The 20,537-nt window shown below is 52.8% G+C and carries 18 protein-coding genes; 14 read left to right on the forward strand and 4 right to left on the reverse strand.

Annotated elements, in window-relative coordinates; all coding sequences use genetic code 11:
* Positions 1–92 precede the first annotated feature (92 nt).
* The 7 genes from xseA (at position 93) to N909_RS24145 (ending at position 6,730) form a co-directional block, all read left to right on the forward strand.
* Positions 93–1,301: an exodeoxyribonuclease VII large subunit gene (gene xseA / locus N909_RS0121960; protein WP_029918252.1), complete on the forward strand. Its 1,209-nt coding sequence runs from the start codon at positions 93–95 to the stop codon at positions 1,299–1,301.
* Positions 1,302–1,378: 77 nt separating this feature from the next.
* Entirely contained in the window at positions 1,379–1,606 is a 228-nt protein-coding gene (xseB, locus tag N909_RS0121965; protein WP_029918253.1) for an exodeoxyribonuclease VII small subunit, read from the forward strand.
* A complete protein-coding gene (locus tag N909_RS0121970; protein ID WP_029918254.1) occupies positions 1,599–2,501 on the forward strand; it encodes a farnesyl diphosphate synthase in 903 nt (300 codons plus the stop codon). Before xseB ends, N909_RS0121970 begins: the two co-directional genes overlap by 8 nt.
* Positions 2,502–2,702: 201 nt before the next feature.
* Positions 2,703–4,607: a 1-deoxy-D-xylulose-5-phosphate synthase gene (gene dxs, locus N909_RS0121975; RefSeq protein WP_029918255.1), complete on the forward strand. Its 1,905-nt coding sequence runs from the start codon at positions 2,703–2,705 to the stop codon at positions 4,605–4,607.
* Positions 4,608–5,026: 419 nt separating this feature from the next.
* Positions 5,027–6,121 (forward strand): AAA family ATPase, encoded by a 1,095-nt coding sequence (locus N909_RS0121985; RefSeq protein WP_029918257.1) that lies wholly within the window; start codon positions 5,027–5,029, stop codon positions 6,119–6,121.
* Between the two features lie 18 nt (positions 6,122–6,139).
* Positions 6,140–6,340: a GSU3473 family protein gene (locus N909_RS0121990; protein WP_029918258.1), complete on the forward strand. Its 201-nt coding sequence runs from the start codon at positions 6,140–6,142 to the stop codon at positions 6,338–6,340.
* A 183-nt stretch (positions 6,341–6,523) separates the two neighbouring features.
* Positions 6,524–6,730, forward strand: coding sequence for a GSU3473 family protein (locus tag N909_RS24145; RefSeq protein ID WP_036684500.1), 207 nt, complete (start codon positions 6,524–6,526; stop codon positions 6,728–6,730).
* Between the two features lie 168 nt (positions 6,731–6,898).
* Here the strand turns inward: N909_RS24145 and N909_RS24970 are convergent, their stop codons facing one another.
* Complete coding sequence (locus tag N909_RS24970; RefSeq protein WP_051690048.1) at positions 6,899–7,747, reverse strand: DUF3014 domain-containing protein; 849 nt, start codon at positions 7,745–7,747, stop codon at positions 6,899–6,901.
* Between the two features lie 101 nt (positions 7,748–7,848).
* Here N909_RS24970 and N909_RS0122005 point away from each other — a divergent pair, with 101 nt between their 5' ends.
* Both N909_RS0122005 and N909_RS0122015 read left to right on the forward strand, forming a co-directional pair.
* Positions 7,849–8,754, forward strand: coding sequence for a class I SAM-dependent methyltransferase (locus tag N909_RS0122005; RefSeq protein ID WP_029918260.1), 906 nt, complete (start codon positions 7,849–7,851; stop codon positions 8,752–8,754).
* Between the two features lie 201 nt (positions 8,755–8,955).
* A complete protein-coding gene (locus N909_RS0122015; protein ID WP_029918261.1) occupies positions 8,956–9,153 on the forward strand; it encodes a tautomerase family protein in 198 nt (65 codons plus the stop codon).
* Positions 9,154–9,234: 81 nt separating this feature from the next.
* Here the strand turns inward: N909_RS0122015 and N909_RS0122020 are convergent, their stop codons facing one another.
* A complete protein-coding gene (locus tag N909_RS0122020) occupies positions 9,235–9,552 on the reverse strand; it encodes an ArsR/SmtB family transcription factor (protein ID WP_245613658.1) in 318 nt (105 codons plus the stop codon).
* A 157-nt stretch (positions 9,553–9,709) separates the two neighbouring features.
* Here N909_RS0122020 and N909_RS0122025 point away from each other — a divergent pair, with 157 nt between their 5' ends.
* Positions 9,710–10,522, forward strand: coding sequence for a DUF3108 domain-containing protein (locus N909_RS0122025; RefSeq protein ID WP_029918263.1), 813 nt, complete (start codon positions 9,710–9,712; stop codon positions 10,520–10,522).
* Positions 10,523–10,613: 91 nt separating this feature from the next.
* A complete protein-coding gene (locus N909_RS0122030; protein ID WP_029918264.1) occupies positions 10,614–12,269 on the forward strand; it encodes a putative manganese-dependent inorganic diphosphatase in 1,656 nt (551 codons plus the stop codon).
* On the opposite strand, the gene N909_RS0122035 is transcribed toward N909_RS0122030, so the two are convergent.
* Complete coding sequence (locus N909_RS0122035; RefSeq protein ID WP_029918265.1) at positions 12,239–14,302, reverse strand: thioredoxin domain-containing protein; 2,064 nt, start codon at positions 14,300–14,302, stop codon at positions 12,239–12,241. The two genes, N909_RS0122030 and N909_RS0122035, sit on opposite strands and share 31 nt — an antisense overlap.
* A gap of 550 nt (positions 14,303–14,852) precedes the next feature.
* Positions 14,853–15,173 carry a cytochrome c3 family protein gene (locus N909_RS0122040; protein WP_051690049.1) on the reverse strand — a complete coding sequence of 107 codons (321 nt, stop codon included), beginning with the start codon at positions 15,171–15,173 and terminating at the stop codon, positions 14,853–14,855.
* A gap of 317 nt (positions 15,174–15,490) precedes the next feature.
* On the opposite strand from N909_RS0122040, the gene N909_RS0122050 reads away from it, so the two are divergent.
* From N909_RS0122050 to N909_RS0122060, 3 genes are all read left to right on the forward strand, one after another.
* Positions 15,491–16,447, forward strand: coding sequence for a helix-turn-helix transcriptional regulator (locus N909_RS0122050; protein WP_036684502.1), 957 nt, complete (start codon positions 15,491–15,493; stop codon positions 16,445–16,447).
* Positions 16,448–16,627: 180 nt separating this feature from the next.
* Positions 16,628–17,596 (forward strand): polyprenyl synthetase family protein, encoded by a 969-nt coding sequence (locus N909_RS0122055; protein WP_029918268.1) that lies wholly within the window; start codon positions 16,628–16,630, stop codon positions 17,594–17,596.
* 272 nt (positions 17,597–17,868) lie between these two features.
* Positions 17,869–20,376 (forward strand): PAS domain-containing sensor histidine kinase, encoded by a 2,508-nt coding sequence (locus tag N909_RS0122060; RefSeq protein WP_162179150.1) that lies wholly within the window; start codon positions 17,869–17,871, stop codon positions 20,374–20,376.
* Positions 20,377–20,537: the final 161 nt, after the last annotated feature.

Below are 20,537 nucleotides of genomic sequence, written 5' to 3' on the forward strand. Positions count from 1 at the left end.
CTTAGTGGTTATAGGAGATTCTTTGTAAGCTGTCAATCCTGAGCCCTGCCGGTTATACTGATGTGTCACGGAGAAGGAAAGGTGAGCATCGCATGGATAAGAGTACAATCGTTCCGGTTTCCGCATTGGTCGAGCTGCTGCGCGAACTGGTTGAAGATAATTTTGTGAACGTCCTGGTCAAAGGGGAGTTGAGCAATTTTTCCCGGCCGTCTTCCGGCCACTGTTATTTCACGCTGAAGGATGACCGAGCCCAGCTACGTTGTGCCATGTTCCGTAGTCATGCGCGAACCCTGGCCTTTCAGCCTGAAGAAGGGATGGCGGTTATCTGCCGGGGGCGTGTATCGGTCTATCCGCAGCGTGGCGATCTGCAGCTGATTATTGAAGAAATGCTGCCGGAAGGGATCGGCAGTCTGCAACTCGCTTTTGAACAGCTTAAGGAAAAACTGCAAAAAGAAGGCCTGTTTGCGACCGAACGTAAAAGACCCTTGCCGGCTTTTCCAGCCAGAATCGGAATTGTCACCTCTCCGACCGGCGCTGCAATTCGTGACATTCTGAATGTCTTGAAGCGCCGGTCGGCCGGCCTTACAGTCCTGTTGCGGCCGGTCAGGGTTCAGGGGGACGGAGCCGCCGCAGAAATCGCGGCAGCAATTGCCGACCTCAATCAGGAGGGCAGCAGTGACGTCCTGATCGTTGGCAGGGGTGGCGGCTCGCGGGAAGATTTGTGGGCTTTTAACGAAGAAGTTGTCGCCCGCGCCTTAGCTGCTTCGAAAATTCCGGTGATCTCTGCGGTCGGTCATGAGGTGGATTTTTCCATCGCCGACATGGTGGCGGACCTGCGTGCACCGACGCCGAGCGCTGCGGCGGAGCTGGTCGTGCAGAATCGACTCGAACTCGAGCGTCATCTCGACCAGTTAACCATGCGCCTGGCAGGGCAGATGAAATCCCGAATCGCTTTGCTGGAGAGCCGCTTGAGCGGTCTCAAAAAACGCTTGCGGGCGCCGCTGGATTTATTGCGTATGCAAGCGCTCAGACAAAAGCAGGCCTCAGAACGCCTGGTTCAGGCCATGGAGCGGAAGCTGCTGCTGCATGATAATGAACTTTCTTCTTTGTGTGCAAAATTGAACGCACTGTCGCCCTTGGCTGTGCTTGGGCGCGGCTATGCCATTGTGCGTCATCCCCGCACCGATTCGATTGTCGTCAATGCCGCTCAGGTTACGGCCGGGGACTCGTTGCAGATCATGCTGGCGCAGGGGCGGATCGAGGCACAGGTCACAGCGACCGCTGACCAGGAGGAAGAATAAATATTATCTTAATGACTTGACGGCGGCGGTAACTGCTGTCGATAATCACATCATTTAAAGTTAAGGATAAAAACAATATGGCGACTACCAAAAGCTTCGAAAGTTCATTGCGTAAGCTTGAAGACTCCGTCGAACAACTGGAATCAGGGGAGCTTTCCCTGGATCAGGCGCTGAAAGTCTTTTCCAACGGTGTCAAGCAGGCCGAATCCTGCCGGCAAGCGCTGCGGGATGTGGAACTCAAAGTTGAAAAACTGCTTAAGCAGGAAGATGGTAGCTGGGACCGGGAAGCCTTTGATGATGCCTGAGACATGGACTCTTAAAACCTATCTTGAAGAGCGCAATCGCCTGATCGAATCGGCGTTGGATCGTTACCTGCCCGGCACCGATATGCTGCCGGCGAGTCTTCATGAAGCCATGCGCTACTCGGTTTTTGCCGGCGGGAAGAGAATTCGACCGGTTTTATTACTGGCCGCCTGCGAAGCGGTCGGAGGGACTATCGAACCGGCCCTGCCGGCGGCCTGTGCCATTGAGATGATCCATTGCTACTCGCTGATCCACGACGACCTGCCTGCCATGGACGACGATGACCTGCGACGCGGCAAACCGACCAACCACAAGGTGTTCGGGGAAGCGAAGGCGATTCTGGCGGGGGACGGACTGTTGACCGAGGCCTTTATCTTGCTCTCCAATCCTGAACTGCAGGTGGGAATCCGATCGGAGGACAGGCTGGAAATTATCCATCTGCTGGCCAAAAGCTCCGGCTCACGTGGCATGGTTGGCGGCCAGGTGGTGGACATGGATTCGGAAAGCAGACAGATTGACCTGCCGACCCTGGAATATATTCACACCCATAAAACAGGAGCGCTGATCCTGGCGGCCATTGACATGGGGGCTGTTCTTGGTGGAGCATCAAAAGAGCAGCGGAATGCACTGAGGGCTTATGGCGAAGCAGCCGGACTGGCCTTCCAGGTGGCAGATGATATTCTTGATATCGTTGCCGACCAGGAATCCCTTGGTAAGGATGTCGGCAGTGATGTCCAGCGCGGAAAAGCCACCTATCCGGCATTACTCGGGTTGACCGGCGCGCGGGAACGGGCGATTGAGTTGCGGGAGATGGCTCTGGCCGCGTTACAGCCCTTTGGAGACAGGGCGCGGCCGTTGCGGGAGATTGCTGCTTATATTGTGGATCGCACCTCCTGAGCCACGGGCTGTTAACCGGCAAAAACGTGGGCGCGGATGTCTTTCGTCGGGTTTTGTGATCAGCCCGGCACTGAGTACGGAACGGACTTGTTCGATGTTGCGTGGTGGCCGCGCCGCTGCAGGATGTCAGGTTCTCCCTGGCGCTTACCCGGATGGCGGGAATGTTATTGATGGTGATTCTTATTTCTGGAGATAAATATTGTGGATAGCCTCCTTGCACAGATCAAATCGCCGGCCGATCTGAAGCGGCTTGAGAAGAAACAACTTCCGCAGCTGGCAGAGGAGCTTCGCGAGCGGATTGTTGCTACTGTTGCGACCAACGGCGGTCATCTGGGCAGCTCTCTCGGTGTTGTTGAACTGACCATCGCATTGCATCGCGTCTTTGATTCACCACAGGATAAAATCGTCTGGGATGTCGGCCATCAGGCTTATGCGCATAAATTATTGACCGGGCGCCAGGAACAATTCCCGACTTTACGGCAGCTTGATGGGCTTAGCGGCTTCCCCAAACGTAATGAAAGCGAACATGACTGCTTCGATGTCGGCCATTCCAGTACTTCGATTTCTGCTGCGCTTGGCATGGCTGCCGCCCGGGATATTCAGGGCCGGGATAATAAGGTCGTCGCCGTCATCGGTGATGGCTCCCTGACTGCGGGCATGGCCTTTGAAGCTCTTAACCATGCAGGGGGACTAAAGGAAAAGCTGGTCGTCATTCTCAATGACAACGAAATGTCCATCTCGCGTAATGTCGGTGCTTTGTCCTCGTTCCTCAGCCGGAAAATGACGTCGGATGCGTTCCTGCGTTTTAAGAAGGAAACGGAGCAACTCCTCGGATATGTCCCGCGGATCGGCCGTGATCTGGTGAATATCGCCAAGCGCGCGGAAGAGTCCCTGAAAGGGTTCATGACCCCGGGGATGCTGTTTGAAGGATTCGGGTTTGATTATTTCGGCCCGCTTGACGGGCACAATATCGAAGAATTGGCAGAAACCTTGCGCAATGTCGCGCAGATCAAAGGGCCGGTGTTATTGCATGTCCTGACCAAAAAAGGCAAAGGCTATCAGCCAGCCGAGCAGAACCCGCGCAAGTTCCATGGCGTTGGACCATTTGATTCTCTGACCGGTGAAGTCTGCGGCAACAAGGGCGTTCCCGCCGCTAAAAGCTATACGGCTGTGTTTGGGGAGACCCTGATCGATCTGGCCGGTGCCGATCAGCGCCTTGTGGCGGTTACCGCGGCCATGGCCGAGGGAACTGGATTAACCAAATTTGCGGAAAAGTTTCCGGACCGCTTTTTCGATGTCGGGATTGCCGAACAACATGCCGTCACTTTTGCTGCCGGTCTGGCCAGCCAGGGACTGCGGCCATTAGTCGCCATTTATTCAACCTTTATGCAGCGCTCCTATGATCAGGTCCTGCATGATGTTTGCCTGCAAAATCTGCCGGTAACCCTGGCCATGGATAGAGGTGGGCTGGTCGGTGCTGACGGGCCGACCCATCATGGCGTTTTTGACCTGTCCTTTCTCCGCCACCTGCCTAACATGACTCTTGCCGTTCCCAGGGATGAGGCTGAGTTGCAGCGAATCATGCTGACCGCGGCAATGGCGCCAGGACCGTTTGCCTACCGATATCCGCGTGGCAGTGGCGTCGGTGTCCCTTTGCTGCAAACCATTGAACCTGTGCCCATAGGGAAGGGGGAGCTGCTCCGGGAAGGGGGGGACGGAGTTCTCATAGCGGTTGGAAGCATGGTGCAGGAAGCCTTGATGGCTGCTGAACGTCTGCGTGCTCAAGGGGTGGAAATTGCCGTTGTTGACGGCCGTTTTGTCAAACCTTTGGATCGCGAGCTGATCATTGCCCAAGCCGAACATGCTCCTTTTGTCATGACCGTTGAAGAGAACGCGTTGCAGGGTGGTTTCGGTTCCGCAGTTCTCGAGTTGTTGGCCGATAGTGGACTGTCTGTCCCGGTGATCAGGGTTGGCATCCCGGATCAGTTTGTGGAACAGGGAACCCAGTCCGAATTGCGGGCGTTGCTGGGGCTGAATGTGGATGGATTGATCGACAAGATTCGTTCGGTTATGCAATGCCAGAGTAAAAAGGTGCTACTCGGTTAGTTGACCGCTTTCAGGCTGATGACTTTCGATACTTCCGCGGGCAGCCTGTGCTGCCCCGGGCAACACTTGGTTGTTTTGAAGAGCCTTCTTTGCAGGTTGTTGGTGAAATCGGTCTTGAGTTTGATTTGATGCCCACAACGATAGGCTTTTTCCCTTTTTTTTACAGATCATCAATTCGCTGCATGAGATTCTCCGGTGCTGTGGGAAGATGATTCCTGCATCCAGCAACCAGTTTTTCTGCTGGCATTCATTTGTCCGCACTTTTCTTTTGGACTCCTTGTTGTCACCTCCCATGCTTTGTTTGGCTGTGCCCCATTTTTCCAGAATAGATTAATTTTTATCCGAATGGCATCTGTGCGTGACATTTTTGTTAAATTATTTTATACGAGTCCGAAGAGTAGTCAGGAAGGAGTTTTTTTATGGCACGAAAGGTTTTTATCGCGGCGACCGGCATGAACTGCGGTAAGACGACAACCAGTTTGTCTCTGATGCACAGAGCTCGGAAAAAGTACCCGCGTGTCGGCTTTGTTAAACCGATCGGGCCGAAGCCCATTGCCTATAACGGCCAGATTGTCGATAAAGATGCCGTGCTGATGGCTCGTTATTTCAATAAATTGGATGATTTGCACCTGATGTCGCCATTGGTGCTGAAGCAGGGCGATACCCGGCGGATTCTGGAAGGCGAGATAGACAGGGAGCTGCTTATCCAGCAGATGTTTGACGCCATAGCGGAGCTTGATGCCAAAAATGATTTTTTGATCATTGAAGGCGCCGGGCATACCGGGGTTGGCTCGGTCCTGGGCTGTAATAACGCCAGGATCGCCAAGGAGACGGATTCGACCGTTCTCATGGTGACCGGTGGCGGTTTGGGCAACGTGGTTGATAACGCTCAGATGAACATGGCCCTGTTTCAGAAGGAAAAGGCCAGAGTCAATGCCATCCTGGTCAACAAAATTATCCCGGCCAAACGTGAACAGACGCTGAAATATCTGGAGATCGCTTTTGCTGCAGAGCGGATCAAAGTCATTGGCGGGTTCAATTATCAGCCGATCCTGGCCAACCCGACCATGCGCAGGATTGCCGATTTGCTGGATGTTGAACTGCGTGCCACGGAGGAAGAAGCGCAGCGGATTGTCCACACGGTCCAGATCGGGGCGGCCTCTGCACAGCGAGTCGTTGAAATTCTTGAAGATTCGACCCTTATCGTGGTCAATGTCAGTCGGGATGAGTTGCTGGTCACTCTGGCCAACTTATATCAATTGGCCGAATATCGTAAGAAGATTGCCGGGATCGTTATCCCCGGGTTGGGGAAAATCAGTACCATTACCCACAAAATTCTGGTGAGCAGTGGGGTACCGTATATGCTTGCGGGACGGACCTCTTCCACGGTTTTTGAAATGATCCGCGATGATGTCTCCAAATTAACGGTTCAGGACACCCATAAAATTGACCTGATTACTGAACTTGCTGACGAGCAGCTTGATTTTGACACTATTGATGCATTGCTTGAATGACCTTTGCCGGAGAAGCCTATGTTGATTAAAGTGCGTTTCAAAGATGGTCGCATCGATCTGGTTCCTTCGCGAAAGCTGGACGAATTGATCGTCATGAGTGAGATCGAAAAATTTGAACGCGCTTCAGGCTGGGTGGTTCTTGGAGAAGATCCGGTTCGCAGTACCCTGCGTGGTGATTATCATGGTCCGGAGCGGCGGCGGACCCTCAAAAGAAAATAACCGATAGCTCAGTGATCGCAGAACTCTGGCTTTAGGCAGGCCTTGCCGTGAATAGATGGGAGTTTCAGGGCACTGGGGAATCGATGTTTCAACTCATTGATTTTTAAATATAAATAGTAGCCCCCCTTTGTTTTTATGGACATGTGCTGTTATTATTGAATAGATAGAAATGGAGGTGCCGACATGAATGAAATATCAGTTGTGTATCAGGATGGTATGATGGATATGGTGACCACCCAAGTCTTGCAAGATTTGATTGAAAACAATGAAATTATAAAATTTCAGCGTGCCGACGGTTGGGTCTATCCTGGCATTGATCCGGTTCGGCGTCAGGCTCATTCCGGCTATAGCGGCCCTGAACGCCGCCAGCCGGTCTTTGCTGATGCCTGAACCCTGGGACCAGTCCTCTGTGGCATTGCTGGACAGCCTGTGTCTGGTTTGGGCTCTGGCAAAGAAAGATTATGTTAGCCGCAGTAGGCGGATGCGGTGGCAGTATTGGCAAACAAAGGCCTGGCTCCTTGGATTCAGGCCTTTGTTTGTATAAAAACAGCGCCCCGGTCATGGATGCAGATTGGTGACCAGGCTCCGATATCTTTTGAGCAGTTGGAGAATTTCGGTTCGATTGTCGTGGCCGATGCGCAACAGCAGCTTCTGTCCGGCCGACCGGTTTTCCAACGCGGGATCTGCATACGTGTAGAGAACAACCGGCTGTTCCAGCAGGATCGGATCCGCAGGATTGGGGATGTCAAGCAGGTGATCAAGAACGAAAACAAGGCGGTCGTTGAAATACGCATTATGATAGCCAAGTTCCTCGTAAGCTTGCTGAAATAACGGGTAAAAATGCACATAGACCCTGACGGCAAGCTCCGGATTTATCGCTTTGAACAGGTCGACATATGGGGTATATCGTCGGTTGTTGCGACTGCTGGTCTGTGGTGCCTCCGGGGTGCCGGCAACAATGAATTTTCCTTTTGGCGGCCGGATCGGCAGATGGATTCTGGGCAGCTTTTTCTCCGGCAGGTTGTCGATGGTGGCGACCAGCTTCTGAATGAAATTATCCATCAGCACCAGTCGCAGGGAACTTTCCTCAGCCACCAGACTATGCATTGCCTGTTCGATGCTTTGATCACTCTCCTGGACCTTGGGCAAGGCCTCCGGCAGAGCCGGTGCGGCTTGGCCGTTCGGCGTCGATGGCACGATTGTCTCAGGGGATGCGGCAGGGTTTACGGCCGATTGCTCGGGGACCGGATAATGAACAATCGGTTTTTTTACCGGTTCCTGAACCGGAGCCGGTTTGGGTGTCGTTATCTGTTCTTCAGGCACGGAGTTGTTACGCAGATAGATAGCAATCCCGAGTGCAACAATAAGAATCAAAAGAACGAGGATCAGCAGGTTAATTCTTTTCATCGAACACACTCCTTATGAAATAATCTGTCCATTATGAACAGTTTGTGCAATGATTTCCAGATTTAAACAAGGTTGCCGCATCTTTCCCGAGTGATTTTTCCATGAAAGCCATTGAGATTGAACTGAACCGTCATCGCCCCCTTGACTCCGCATCGCGGCGCCTGTTTCACGGCAGGGGACATTGCTTTCCCGGGTTTGAAGATCTGGTTATCGATTGGTTTGCTCCGGTCGTTTTGGTGGTTTTATACCAGCCCAGGTCAGAACCGTTCCTGACCGATCTGGTTGATCTGCTCACTGCCCTGAGCCCCACTGTTGCAACGGTGCTGGTGCAGCAGCGCTACCTTCCAGGTGCCCCGAGCCGAGTGCTCTACGGCAGCCTGCCGGAGCAGGTCTGGGCCAGAGAGTGTGAGCTGTCCTTTAAACTTCGCTTGGGATCAGCCCAAAATATAGGTTTTTTTCCTGATATGGCCGTGGGACGGTCCTATGTCCGGGAGTTGGCCCATGGGAAAAAAATCTTAAATCTGTTTGCATATACCTGCAGTTTTTCAGTGGCTGCTATCGCCGGCGCTGCGGATCAGGTCGTTAATCTTGATATGAACCGCGGCGCCCTTGAATTGGGCCGGCAGAATCATTTGGCCAACGGGTTAGATCTGCGCAAGGCGAGTTTTCTGGCCTTGGAACTTTTTCGCAGCTTCAGCCGGCTGAAAAAAAGCGCTCCTTTTGATCTGATCATTTGTGATCCCCCGGCCGCACAAGGCCGGAATTTTCAGGCCCACCGCGATCGGCCGAAATTATTGCGCAAGCTGCCATCATTGCTGGCACCAGGGGGAGAGATGCTGGCTTGTCGGAGCACCCCGGATCTTGGCGCCGGTTATCTGGAAGATTTATTTAACGACCTCTGCCCGACGGCGCAGCTGATCAAAAGATTGTTGCCGGGACCCGATTTCCCCGAGTGTGACAGTGACAAAGGATTGATGCTGCTGCACTACCGGTTCCCTCGCAGTTGACAGAAGCCGTGAATTGGCTATTGATTCTTTTTTTTCACTGGTTATACTGAAGTCTGTTACAGAGTGAATTATCAGCAGAATGCCTGATCAAGGCATCCTGTTAATGATTTTCAACCTGGAGCAAGAGGACATCGCCGATTTAATCAACATCATTTTGAAACAAGGGCGTTTCCGGTTGAAAAATAGAAAGGAGCCAGTTAAATGCCAGTTGTAACTGTTCGGACCGTCGAGGGAATCAGTGCTGAAAAGAAAGAACAACTTATGGATAGAATTACCCTGGCTTTGAAGGAAGTCCTCGGTAAGAACCCAGAAGCAACCCATGTTATCATTGAGGAAATTCCCCCGGAAAACTGGGGTATTCGCGGGAAGACAATCGCGTCCATCCAGTCCGGTAAATAAAGTTAAGCAAGTCACCGAAAACAAAAAAACGGTCGTCACTCATGACGGCCGTTTTTTTTATGTTGGGAGTTGTTTGAGTCGCTATTTGCAGTCTATGTTGTCACCGAAGATGGCCCTGATGATTCTGATGGCTTCTGGACAGGTGACTTGATAAAAAACCTCGACACCTTCACGGCGCCCGGTAATGATATCTTTGTTTTTTAAGAGTGCCAGATGTTGGGATACCGTAGCCTGGGGTAACGCGAGGCATTCCCAGATTTTTTTTACATTACAGGATTGGGACATGAGGCCGGCTACAATTTTCAGGCGAATCGGGTGGCCGAGGACCTTAAGAATTTCCGATTCCCGGTCAAAGTCCATGTCTGTATCAAATGGCAATTTTGCAGTAGACTCTAGCATTTTATTTATCTCCCACGATATTTTGAATATATGGATATTAGTGGCAAGAAATATTTTCGTCAAGAATTAAGATTAACATCTGGTCGTATTTGTTTATTCGATACGCTTTTATTAAAATACAAGGCTTGCTAACAGGGTTTTGATCAGGATTAAATAAATGAAGAGAGTCCTTTGGGTCGTTTTGTTGTTTGTCTGCCTGTCGGGTCATTCGTTGTATGCCAAAGATCTTGCAGTTGCTCCCTTAAGCGATACGAATCATCCGGTGTTGGCCCTGGTTGGAGAACATTTGTCTTACGACATTTCGTTTCTCTGGTTTGACCACCTGGCAGAGGGATCTATCGAACTTTCCAAAGGGGATAAACCAGGAACTTTTCTGGTGGTGATGCAGGCCAGAACTCTCGGCGTCGCGGCTTTTTTTACCCGCGACCGGGTTGAAAGATATGAGACCCTCATGGAGATTTCCCCGCAAGGTTATTTGCGACCGCTATGGCACAGCTCGCATACGATTCGGGGCAGCAAAGACAATCGAAAAGAAAAAACGACCAAGTTGATTTTCGATTATGCTACCGGGAAGGTCCGCTATCAAAAGCAAAAAAACGGTAAGGTTTATGCCGAACAGATATTTGACCTGGAAAAGGGGAAGCCGGAATTTGATATTCTGACAGCCCTTTACAATCTACGCCTTGGCCTTTTCGGTCCGCTCAGCATGAGGCAAATAGCGATTCCAACCTTTCATCGGCAAGGCCCCCAGGATATTATTGTCGAACCATTAACCGGTCTGAACCGGGAGGACGCGCAGTTTTTTTCCAAGGATCCGATTCAATGCAGAATTCTGGTTGATCCGTCGGTTTTTGGAACCAAGGGGCGCGATATCTTTGCCAGTTTCGATGCTGCCATGAGACCCCGCAGGGGGATCATCAAAAATGTTATCGGCCTCGGTGATGTCCGCGGAACGCTCCGCTCTAATTGAGGTTGGGGCAACGGTTCGCTATCCTATTCAATAGCAGCACCAATGAGCCTGCATCGGTCAGGGCTCTTTTGTTTCAGGAGGAATAATTAACATGTCTGCCCAGGAAAAAATATATGTCATCGGCCATCGAAACCCCGATTCCGATTCGATCTGCAGTGCCATTGCCTATGCGGAATTAAGGCGCCGACAGGGGATGGCAGGGGTGCGTGCCGCCCGGGCCGGAAACATCAACCAGCAGACTCAGTTTGTGCTTGATCTTCTGAACAGCGAGGTGCCGGTGCTCCTTTCCGATGTTCACCCCCGAGTGAAGGATGTGGTCACTGAAGCGGTCGTTTCGATTCACGAAGCGGAGCCGATGTCCAGAGCTATTGAACTCTATCATGAAAATCGGATTCGTTTGCTGCCGGTGGTCGATGATGCGGGAGCAGCCAAGGGCTTGTTGTTGCTGAAAAGTATGACTGAATTTTTCCTGGTACCGACCGATCCGGACAAAATGCGCCGTGTCTCCGCCTCGCTGAACTCCATTCAGCGTTGTCTTAATGCCCAGGCCTTGCATTTACAGGATGCTGACCGGGTCGATGATTTCAATCTGTTTGTCGGCGCCAGGCGCGAAACCAGTTTCAGGCGCTGGGTCGCGGAGATCGCTCCGGAAAAAACAATTATTATCACCGGGGATCGGCCGGGGATCCAGCGTTTTGCCGTTGATGCAGGGGTTCGTTTGCTGATTGTCACCGGGAGTGCTACGGTTGATGAAGCGCTATTGGTCAAAGCACAGAAGAAGGGGGTCTCCATCCTGGTCAGTAACTACGATACCGCCAATACGGTTTGGTTGACGCGCATGTCGACCCCGGTCGGTCTGCTTGCCGAAGCGGACTTCATGACAGTCAAGAAAAATGACTTATTGGAGGACTTGCGTCTGAAATTGGTGCATGGCAACCAGACTGGCGCGGTTGTCTGCTCGGCGGGTGGTCGCGTCGAAGGGGTCGCCACCAAAAGTCACTTGATTAAAAATTCGCCGGTCAAGCTGATTCTGGTCGACCATAATGAGCTATCCCAGGCAGTGCCCGGGGCGGACAAAGTTGAAATCATCGAAGTGATCGATCATCATCGCCTCGGCAACTTTCACACCGACATGCCAATCAGATTCATCAATCAGCCACTCGGCAGCACCTGTTCACTGGTGGCGACTCTCTATCGCCAGGCCGGTATCCAACCCGACTCAAAAACCGCCGGCCTGATGCTGGCGGGAATGCTCTCCGATACCGTGATCCTGAAATCTCCAACCACGACAGATGTTGATCGCGAGCTGGTCCCCTGGCTGGAGGAATTGTCCGGGTTGAATCATGAAGAGTTCGGCAATCGGTTGTTTGCTGCCGGAAGTCCGATGGCCAGTGGCGTTTCTGCACGGCAGTTGATTACCACCGACTTCAAGGAATATCAGGTCGGTAATTACCTGCTCGGTCTGGGGCAGGTCGAAGTGGTCAACTTTCATTCCTTTGACCGGCGTCGTCAGGAGCTGATCGAAGAGCTGGCGCGATTACGCGAGGAGAAAGGCTATGAGCTGGCTGCGCTGCTGGTCACGGATATCGTCATGGAAACAAGCTTGCTGCTGACCGCCGGGCCGAGTGAGCTACCTTACATGATCGGTTATCCCCAGGAAGGTGACAACCTCTATCGCCTTAAGGGGGTCCTGTCCCGCAAAAAGCAGCTGGTTCCTCATCTGTTAAAGGTTTTCAAAGGGGCATAGGTCTGCAATGTTTCTGCCAGGAGCTCAGAGTCCGTCACCGGGGGCAAGCAACTGCTGCCTGTACAGAGCCAGGCGGTGATGCTGTGATTCATGAGGTGTTTTCCGGCCGTGGCTGGAACCAGGGTTGACAGTTGCTCTGGAGCAGTAGTGATAATCGTGACCAGCTGCGGGCGGAAACCGTGGACTGCCTTTTGCCAGGGCGCTGGCAAGGAACTGAGTTCAGGCGGCATGACTATCACCAGGGTCAGGGGTTCGCTCAAGGCAAGATCCAAGGCCTGGAGTAAAAAAGCGAAAGCGGTCGGGTATTGATCGGCTTTTGCCAGCAGTTGTGCGAGCAGGGACTTCCCCCGCTGTTCGAAAGCTTTATCGCCGGTCAGTTGCGCCAGACGAAACAGGTTATGGGCGGTCACTGAAGATGCAGCCGGGAGTGCTCCGTCCTGCCTGCTGCGGCCGCGCCCCAGGCCCGGGACAATGGGCTCGGCAGCATCAAAATAGCCCCCCCGGCCGTCACTGAATAATTGCTCGCAGCGTTGCATCAGGCTGATGGCACGTTCCAGGTGGCTGCTGTTGAAATCGGTCAGGAAAAGTTCGATCAGGCCGTAGATGAGATAGGCATAATCTTCCAGGAAGCCGTCAATGCGGGTATCGCCGGCGCGATAACGTCTCTTCAGTCGACCGGACAAAAACAACTCCTTACTGATGAAAGAGCTGGCTTTTTGTGCTGCATGCAGATAGCTGTCATTGTTCAGCAGCCGGCTGGCCCGGGCCAGGGTCGCTATAAGCAGCCCGTTCCAGGCGGTGATTATTTTATCGTCCAGATGCGGGCGAGGTCGGCGGGAGCGCTTTTGCATCAGCTTGTTCTGTGCTGTTTGCAACAGCTGTTCGGCGGCAGTGGTTGACAACTGAAGTTGCTCTGCAACCGCGGTCAGCGTTTGATTGCACGCGAGAATGTTTTTGCCTTCAAAGTTACCCCGTGTCGATATGCTGTAATAATTTTCAAACAGGGTGCGTTCCTGCAATGTCAGCTCTGCTTCAAGGTCCTGTCGGCTCCAGAGGTAGTAGGTCCCTTCGTGTCCCTCGGAATCCGCATCCTCTCCACAATAAAACCCGCCCTGATCCTGCTGTAATTCCCGCAGGCAATAATCCAGTATCTGCTCTGCCGCCTGACGATAATGCCTTTGACCGCTGATTAGCCATGCATCCAGGTAGGCATCGCTGATCAGGGCCTGATCGTAGAGCATCTTTTCAAAATGCGGAACCAACCAGCGCTCGTCCACCGAATAGCGGTGCATCCCACCGCCCAGCTGATCGGTAATTCCGCCGGCGGCGATATTGTCCAGGGTCTGTTGTGCCATCCTGGCAAGTTGGGCATCGTCAAAGCGTTGGGCAAGGCGAAACAGCAGGGTCTGATTGTGCGGTTGGGGGAATTTGGGTGCACTGCCGAAACCGCCATATTGTGGATCAAACAGCTCTTTCAGCTTTGCTGCAGCCCGGCGCAGGATCGCCTCTTCCGGAGGCTGTCGATAATTCTGCGTTTCTAGGTCGAGGAGGGCATTCGCCAAACTCTCTCCGGCGTTGACCAGTTCCTGTGAGCGGGCTTGCCACATATCGGTTACCTTGTCGATGATGTCGATCAACCCGGGCCTGCCACCACGCCCCTGGGGAGGCGCATAGGTGAGGGCGTAAAAAGGTTTGCCGTCCGGGCAGAGGAACAGATTCAGGGGCCAGCCTCCTTGACCGTTCATCATCTGGCAGGCCTGCATGAATCCGGCGTCCAGGTCGGGACGTTCTTCTCGGTCGACTTTAATGGCGATGAAGGATCTGTTCAATTTTTCGGCAACGGCTGGGTCTGTAAAGGATTCATGAGCCATGACATGACACCAGTGACAGGTTGAGTAGCCGATGGAGAGAAAAATCGGCCGGTTTTCCTGGCGAGCCCTGGCCAGAGCCGTTTCACCCCATGGGTACCAGTCGACCGGGTTGTCAGCATGTTGCAGCAGGTACGGGCTTTTTTCGTATTGGAGGTGATTCACGCCAGCTTCTCCTCTCGGTTAATGAACAGTGTAAAGTTCATTATCAGGGAGAAACGACGGGTTGGACAAGGGGGAGACAAAAATAGCCCCGCGCCAGGAGGTGGAACGCGGGGCAGAATATCCTTAAGAGGAGAGGTTTGAACCTGTTAATGATGATAATAGTTAAAAGTAAAATTAGAATCAACTAAAAATTTAAAAAATTCTTATTTTATTTTTAAGAGCAGGGCCCAGCTAAAAAATCGCTGGATCTTCGTGGTGTGTCGGGCAGGGAACGGGATGAATGGGTTATGACAGGGTTGGAAAGCCAGTGTCCCGTACGGTTAGTTCTCTCTCTCAATTCCGGTCCTTTTTGCCGCTGTCTACCTCGACTTCGCGCAGGCTAGACCTGCTGCGGCACGCCTTGACGGCAATAAAAATGACTCAAAGTTAATACCAATAACTCACCGAACGGGACACGAGAGGTTAATCCGGATCAGGCAGGGCGTGTTAAAACATGACCAGGGCGGATCGGTTGAGATCTCCGCCCTGGCTGACCCATCTGGTGGTGGGGCTATTTTATATGACATTCCTTACACTTGGTCGGCCCTTGTTTCAGTTTGCTGTGGCAATCCTTACACAGACTATGGAAGGCATCCTTGGCTTTGGGAGCTTCGGCAACGACGCCATGGCAGCTAAGGCATGAGGCGTACTCGCCGGTGTGATGACAGGTAACGCATTCATTTCGTTGTTGGTGAGCTGCGTGATCGAAGGTGACCTTCCCCATCTTGGGTGTGAACTGAACTTCGGCCGGCGGCTGGACTTCCGCAATGACCATGCCGCTGAGACCAAGAACCAGGGCGAACAGGATGATAAGCATGAGTGACTTTTTCATTGATAAATTCCTCCTTGATGGTGGTAAACGGGTTCAGTGTGGCCAGGTGAGCCGGATCATCTCATGATCGCTGATTCAGCGCAGTCGACATCCACGGATATTCATATCGATGTCGGGTGTAATAGCCCTGTTTTCAATATGTTAAAATGAGTCCTGACAGGTCTTGTCGACCTCTGCTGCAGGAGGGTTTGCAGCATTTTCAAGTCTCTGTTATTCTCGCCTGGTTCAGTCGGTTGTCCAGCGGCGGCAGGGCTGTTGCCGCCACCGGCAAGTCGATGCAACTGTAAGGGGACGGTCGGGATCGCAAAAGGATCTGTATGGATGCAATGAATGAATACCAGAATTCACCATCCGTTGCTATTGACGGTGAGGTTATCCGGCGGATACGGGAAGATAGCCGCCTGACCCAGTTGTACGTGGCCAAAGTTGTCGGAGTGACCACCGATACCGTTTCCCGCTGGGAAAATAACCGCTACCCGACCATTCGCCGGGATAATGCGTTGAAACTTGCGGAAGCGCTGGAGGTCGATCTTGCCGATATTCTAAAACAGGATCCGGGGGGAAGCCCTTCCAGCGTGGCTGATCCGGTTCCTCTTCCCGGCAATTCATTAACGGGGCGCAAGCGTTATGCCTTTATTCTCGGAGCCCTGGTTGTCGTTCTGGTGTTGCTAGCCATCTTTTGGCTGTACCAGCAACAGGGGGTTCCTCTTCATCTGCAGGCTGTCCGGATTTTGCCTCCCTATGCGGCTCCGGGAAGCAAGATTCTGCTGCAGGTCGATGTCGAGGCGGAGCAGCCCCTCAAAATGATCCTTAAGGAAAAGCTCCCCGCCGGTTGGCGATTTGTTGACGCCAAGCCAAAAGCTTCGAATGTTGATGAGAAAAACGGCCTGGTCCGCTGGATTTTCAAAACTCCCCTCCAACAGGCCAAGATATTTTATCTTCTGGACGTCGCCGATACTGTCCGCGTTGGTGAGCATATCGAAGTGAGTGGTGAACTGGTGGCAAATACCGCAACTGGTCCCTATACCGTGGCCATTCCCAGCAGCGGGACGCTGACCGTCGCCCCGCTGCACTGGGCCGACCGTAACGGTAACTCGGTCATTGACGACATGGAGATTCTGGCGGTTTCAGATTTGTCGGCAGAGACCGGAGATGCCTTGGTCAACTGGAACCTCATCGAAGACCTCTGGGAGGCCGGCGGTTATCGCTGGGATCAGCAAGAAAGGCGGTTTGTTCCCGTTCCCAGGCCACCTGAGCAACCTGCTCAACAATGAGAACTGCTGTCAGGGGGATAGACTTGGCCGAGTGGGTATTTTATCCTGCGGCTGGTAAAAAGGTTTTGACATCATTGGTTGCGGTTTTTAGAATGGCCCGTCTACCGGGTTTCCGGCCTTATCGGCAGATCGATTGTGATCTCATTGTCCTGCCCCTTAACCACTGGAAATATAGGATTTATGGAATCTGTTGTTGCACTTCTGAAAGATGAGATGGAGGCCGTTGAAGGCCAATTCAGGAAGAATCTTGCTTCCGACGTCCAACTGATCGGTCAGGTTGGGAATTATGTCCTTTCCAGTGGTGGCAAGCGCTTTCGTCCCATGCTGCTTCTGCTCAGTGCCCGTCTCTGCAATTATCAAGGCGATAAGCATATTGAACTGGCCGCAGTGGTTGAGTTTATCCATACTGCCACCTTGTTGCACGACGATGTGGTGGACAGTGCTAGTTTGCGGCGTGGCAACCGTTCGGCCAATTCTGTCTGGGGGAATCAGGCCTCGGTGCTGGTTGGCGATTTTCTGTTTGCCAAATCTTTTTCGATGATGGTCGGGGCGGAAAGTCTGAAGATCCTGAAAATCCTTTCTGACACGACGACGCAACTGGCTGAAGGCGAAATTCTGCAATTGATCAATACCTGTGACCTGGATGTCGATGAGGAGCGTTATCTGCAGGTGGTCAGGGACAAAACAGCCATTCTGATTGCTGCCGCCTGCCAGGTTGGGGCTGTCCTTTCCGGCGTTGCTTCCGAACAGGAAGCTGCTTTGCGTGAATTCGGGCTGGAGATCGGGACCGCTTTTCAATTGATGGATGATGCTCTGGATTACGTGGCCGAACAAAAGGATTTCGGCAAAGAACTCGGACATGATCTGTTTGAAGGAAAGATGACCTTGCCGCTGATTCACGCCTATAGTGCGGCCAATGCAGAGGAGCGCGCGGAAATTTCCCGGATCATTGAAGCGGAAGAATTGATCTCTCCTGATCTCGAGTATGTCTGCAAGCTGATTGAAGAGAAGGGCGGCATCGAATATACCCGCAGTAAAGCCGTTGAACGTATCGAAAAAGCCAAAAAACTGCTGTCCATTTTCCCTGACAGCGAATCCCGCCAAGCCTTGTTCACACTGGCCGATTATGTGGTCTCAAGGAATAAATAGAGCGAATTGATCCCTGCAGATGGCAAAATATTGCCCGGCCTTGTTCGCGGCTGAACAACGGTTGTCCGGATCGGGGCGAGCAGTTGTTTAGAAGATACCTTAGGATATTGATTTAATTGTTTGAAATATAGTTCTTTATCTGGTTCCTTAAAGCCGGTGCGGGGGCAACGTTTCATGAGGTTCGAGCACTTGGACATGGGTTCAACCAGCTGTTTTTAACAGCTTGCTAGGTTGTTGTACGGTTTTCGTCTATAATCCCTGCCATGTTTCATGTGAATTTACATAAAAAAGTTCTTGGCGCTTTCCTGCTGTTGTCGTTGTTGCCGCTGGGTTTGCTGCTTTTCAATTCCCAGCACAGCCTGCGTCTGGTTGAAGATCTGCTACGGCGCAGGACCACCGAGGCTCTCGACAGTCAGGCCGCGGCAGCTCTGGAAAAAAGAGCCCAGATGGTCGCTGGCCAGGTGACGGCTTTTCTGCACGAGGTTGAAGGTGATCTCCTTGATCTGAGCCTGCTCACCCCATCAGAACAACAGTATCTCGACTTCGATTGGTCCCATCAGCGTGAGATCTGGTATCGCCGGGGGACCAACGGCGCCCCTATTGAAGTTCGGGAAAAAATCCTCCTTTACAGTGAACTCGCTTACATTGATGCCCGCGGACAGGAGCAGGTGCGCATCGTTGACGGTCGTCCGTCCACGAACCTGCGCAACGTTGCCGATCCGGTCCGGACCACGTATAAATCAGAAGATTATTTTCGCCAGGCGTCCCGGTTGACGAGCGGTGAAATCTGGGTTTCGCACCTTAATGGCTGGTATGTCAGCCGGGACGAACAGTTGCAGGGAGCGGAGACTCCTCTGGCTGCCGTACAGGGCGCTCCCTACCGGGGGGTGATCCGGTTTGCCACTCCGATCAGGAAAGACGGTCGTCTGCAAGGGGTTGTTGTGCTGTCCCTTGATCATCGCCACTTGATGGAATTTACCCAGCATATCAACCCGGGTGGAGAGAAGGATGTGGTTTTTCCTTCCTACGCAAGCGGTAACTACGCGTTTATGTTCGATGATTTGGGCTGGACCATCGTTCACCCCAAATATTGGGATATCCGCGGCTTCGATCCCGACGGCAATCTGGTTCCCGCCTACACCAAAAATACCCCCAAGGATGTGGTGAGGGCAGGTCGTATCCCTTTTCATCTGCTTGATGCCGGTTTTATTCATCCCAATTACCCTAAGGCCGCCAGGGCCGTCCAGCAAGGTCACTCTGGGGTGCTGGACACGACCAATATCGGTGGCTCCAACAAAATCATGGCCTTTGCGCCGATTCACTATGCGCGTGGAGACTACAGCAGGTTCGGTATTTTCGGCGGCATTACCATCGGGGCCGAAATTGCCCAGTTTCATCAGCCGGCACTGGCCACCTCCCGGTTGATCAAGCAGCAGATCAATAATTACCTGATGCAATCCTGGCTGGTTATTTCCGTAACGATTATGGTGGTTATCGCGGTGGCCTATTTTCTGTCCAACAGCATTGTTCGGCCGGTGCTTTCGCTGACCGAAGGAACGCGAAAAATGATCAGCGGCAATCCAGCCACCCAGATCAAGGTGGAAGCCAGCTCCAACGATGAGGTCGGTGTCCTGGCGGAATCTTTCAATACCATGGTCGAAGAATTGCACGGCCGCCGGCAACGACTGATGAGCACCTTGCAGGCCCTGCGCAGATCACGCAAAGAGATCATCCGGGAGCGCAATTTCAAGGACACGGTTTTTGAAAATATCGAAACTGGACTGTTGACCTTTGATCGCGATTGCAAAGTGACGTCCGCCAATGGTCCGGCCTGTACGGTTCTGGGTATCGAACGGCCCGGCCCGGACTGTGTATGGCAGGACCTGCTCGGGCAATGGCCCGAACTGGGTGAGATCCTGGAAGGTTGGTTTGTCGCTGGCCGGCAGGGGCAGAGCGGACCGTTTCGCAGTTATGTTGCCATAGATCGGAACGCCCGCAATCTGACCTACCGGATGGCCTTGTTCCCCCTCAGTTTCAGGCAGCAGGCGGGATGGCTGTTGACCATTGAAGATATCACCGAACGGGTCAACATGCGCCAGCAGATGGCCCGCATGGATCGGCTGGCTTCACTGGGGCGGATGTCGGCCGGGATCGCACATGAGGTGCGCAACCCGTTGACCGGGGTCAGCCTGTTGCTGGATGAATTGCATGATCGCCTGCTCGGCCATGAGGCTGATCAGGAACTGATTCGCAAGGCGCTGGGGGAAATTGAACGGCTTGAAACCCTGGTCACTGAAATGCTTCATTTCTCGTCCATGCCCGAGCCTCATCTGGTCTTTGGCAAGATCGATGCGGTGGTGCAAGATTCCCTCTTTTTACTGCGCAAGCAGTGCCAGCGCCAACAGGTCAAGCTGATCGAGGATGTCCCCACCGATTTACCGCAACTGCAGATGGATGCGGATCGGCTCAAGCAGGTGCTGCTCAATCTTTTGAACAATGCCCTCGACTCCATGCCTGGCGGCGGACAGTTGGAGGTGTCGGTCAGACAGCAGGGAGAACAGTTGGTCCTCCGGATTTCGGATAGCGGCTACGGGATTCCGGCTGACCGGTTGCCGTTGGTCTTCGAGCCGTTTTTTACTACCAAAGGGCAGGGGACCGGACTCGGTCTGGCCATCAGCTATAATATCGTCTCCGATCATAACGGGACCATTGATATTGAAAGCAACCCCGGTGAGGGAACGACCGTGCTGGTTGCTCTCCCCCTGACCAAGCCGAATTGATTCTCTGCGGCAGTCCTGGATACCGGGCGATCTCTCAGCACAGCCCATCAAGTGGCGAAAATTGACCATTTTTCTTGTTGAATCCAAGACCAACCGTTATATTAATCTCTTCGCTTGATACTCACGGCAGTGTTTTTAAAGGGTTGGAAACCCGGAGCAGG

This window comes from Pelobacter seleniigenes DSM 18267, assembly GCF_000711225.1.
Classification (GTDB): domain Bacteria; phylum Desulfobacterota; class Desulfuromonadia; order Desulfuromonadales; family Geopsychrobacteraceae; genus Seleniibacterium; species Seleniibacterium seleniigenes.

Bases quoted from the DNA above. Each gene is read 5' to 3' on its own strand.
- N909_RS0122050 (WP_036684502.1), top strand. From the start codon at position 15,491: ATGGATGCAATGAATGAATACCAGAATTCACCATCCGTTGCTATTGAC.
- N909_RS0121985 (WP_029918257.1), top strand. From the start codon at position 5,027: ATGGCACGAAAGGTTTTTATCGCGGCGACCGGCATGAACTGCGGTAAG.
- N909_RS0121970 (WP_029918254.1), top strand. From the start codon at position 1,599: ATGCCTGAGACATGGACTCTTAAAACCTATCTTGAAGAGCGCAATCGC.
- xseB (WP_029918253.1), top strand. From the start codon at position 1,379: ATGGCGACTACCAAAAGCTTCGAAAGTTCATTGCGTAAGCTTGAAGAC.
- N909_RS0122005 (WP_029918260.1), top strand. From the start codon at position 7,849: ATGAAAGCCATTGAGATTGAACTGAACCGTCATCGCCCCCTTGACTCC.
- N909_RS0122015 (WP_029918261.1), top strand. From the start codon at position 8,956: ATGCCAGTTGTAACTGTTCGGACCGTCGAGGGAATCAGTGCTGAAAAG.
- N909_RS24145 (WP_036684500.1), top strand. From the start codon at position 6,524: ATGAATGAAATATCAGTTGTGTATCAGGATGGTATGATGGATATGGTG.
- N909_RS0122030 (WP_029918264.1), top strand. From the start codon at position 10,614: ATGTCTGCCCAGGAAAAAATATATGTCATCGGCCATCGAAACCCCGAT.
- xseA (WP_029918252.1), top strand. From the start codon at position 93: ATGGATAAGAGTACAATCGTTCCGGTTTCCGCATTGGTCGAGCTGCTG.
- N909_RS0122055 (WP_029918268.1), top strand. From the start codon at position 16,628: ATGGAATCTGTTGTTGCACTTCTGAAAGATGAGATGGAGGCCGTTGAA.
- N909_RS0121990 (WP_029918258.1), top strand. From the start codon at position 6,140: ATGTTGATTAAAGTGCGTTTCAAAGATGGTCGCATCGATCTGGTTCCT.
- N909_RS24970 (WP_051690048.1), bottom strand. From the start codon at position 7,747: ATGAAAAGAATTAACCTGCTGATCCTCGTTCTTTTGATTCTTATTGTT.
- N909_RS0122025 (WP_029918263.1), top strand. From the start codon at position 9,710: ATGAAGAGAGTCCTTTGGGTCGTTTTGTTGTTTGTCTGCCTGTCGGGT.
- N909_RS0122020 (WP_245613658.1), bottom strand. From the start codon at position 9,552: ATGCTAGAGTCTACTGCAAAATTGCCATTTGATACAGACATGGACTTT.
- N909_RS0122040 (WP_051690049.1), bottom strand. From the start codon at position 15,173: ATGAAAAAGTCACTCATGCTTATCATCCTGTTCGCCCTGGTTCTTGGT.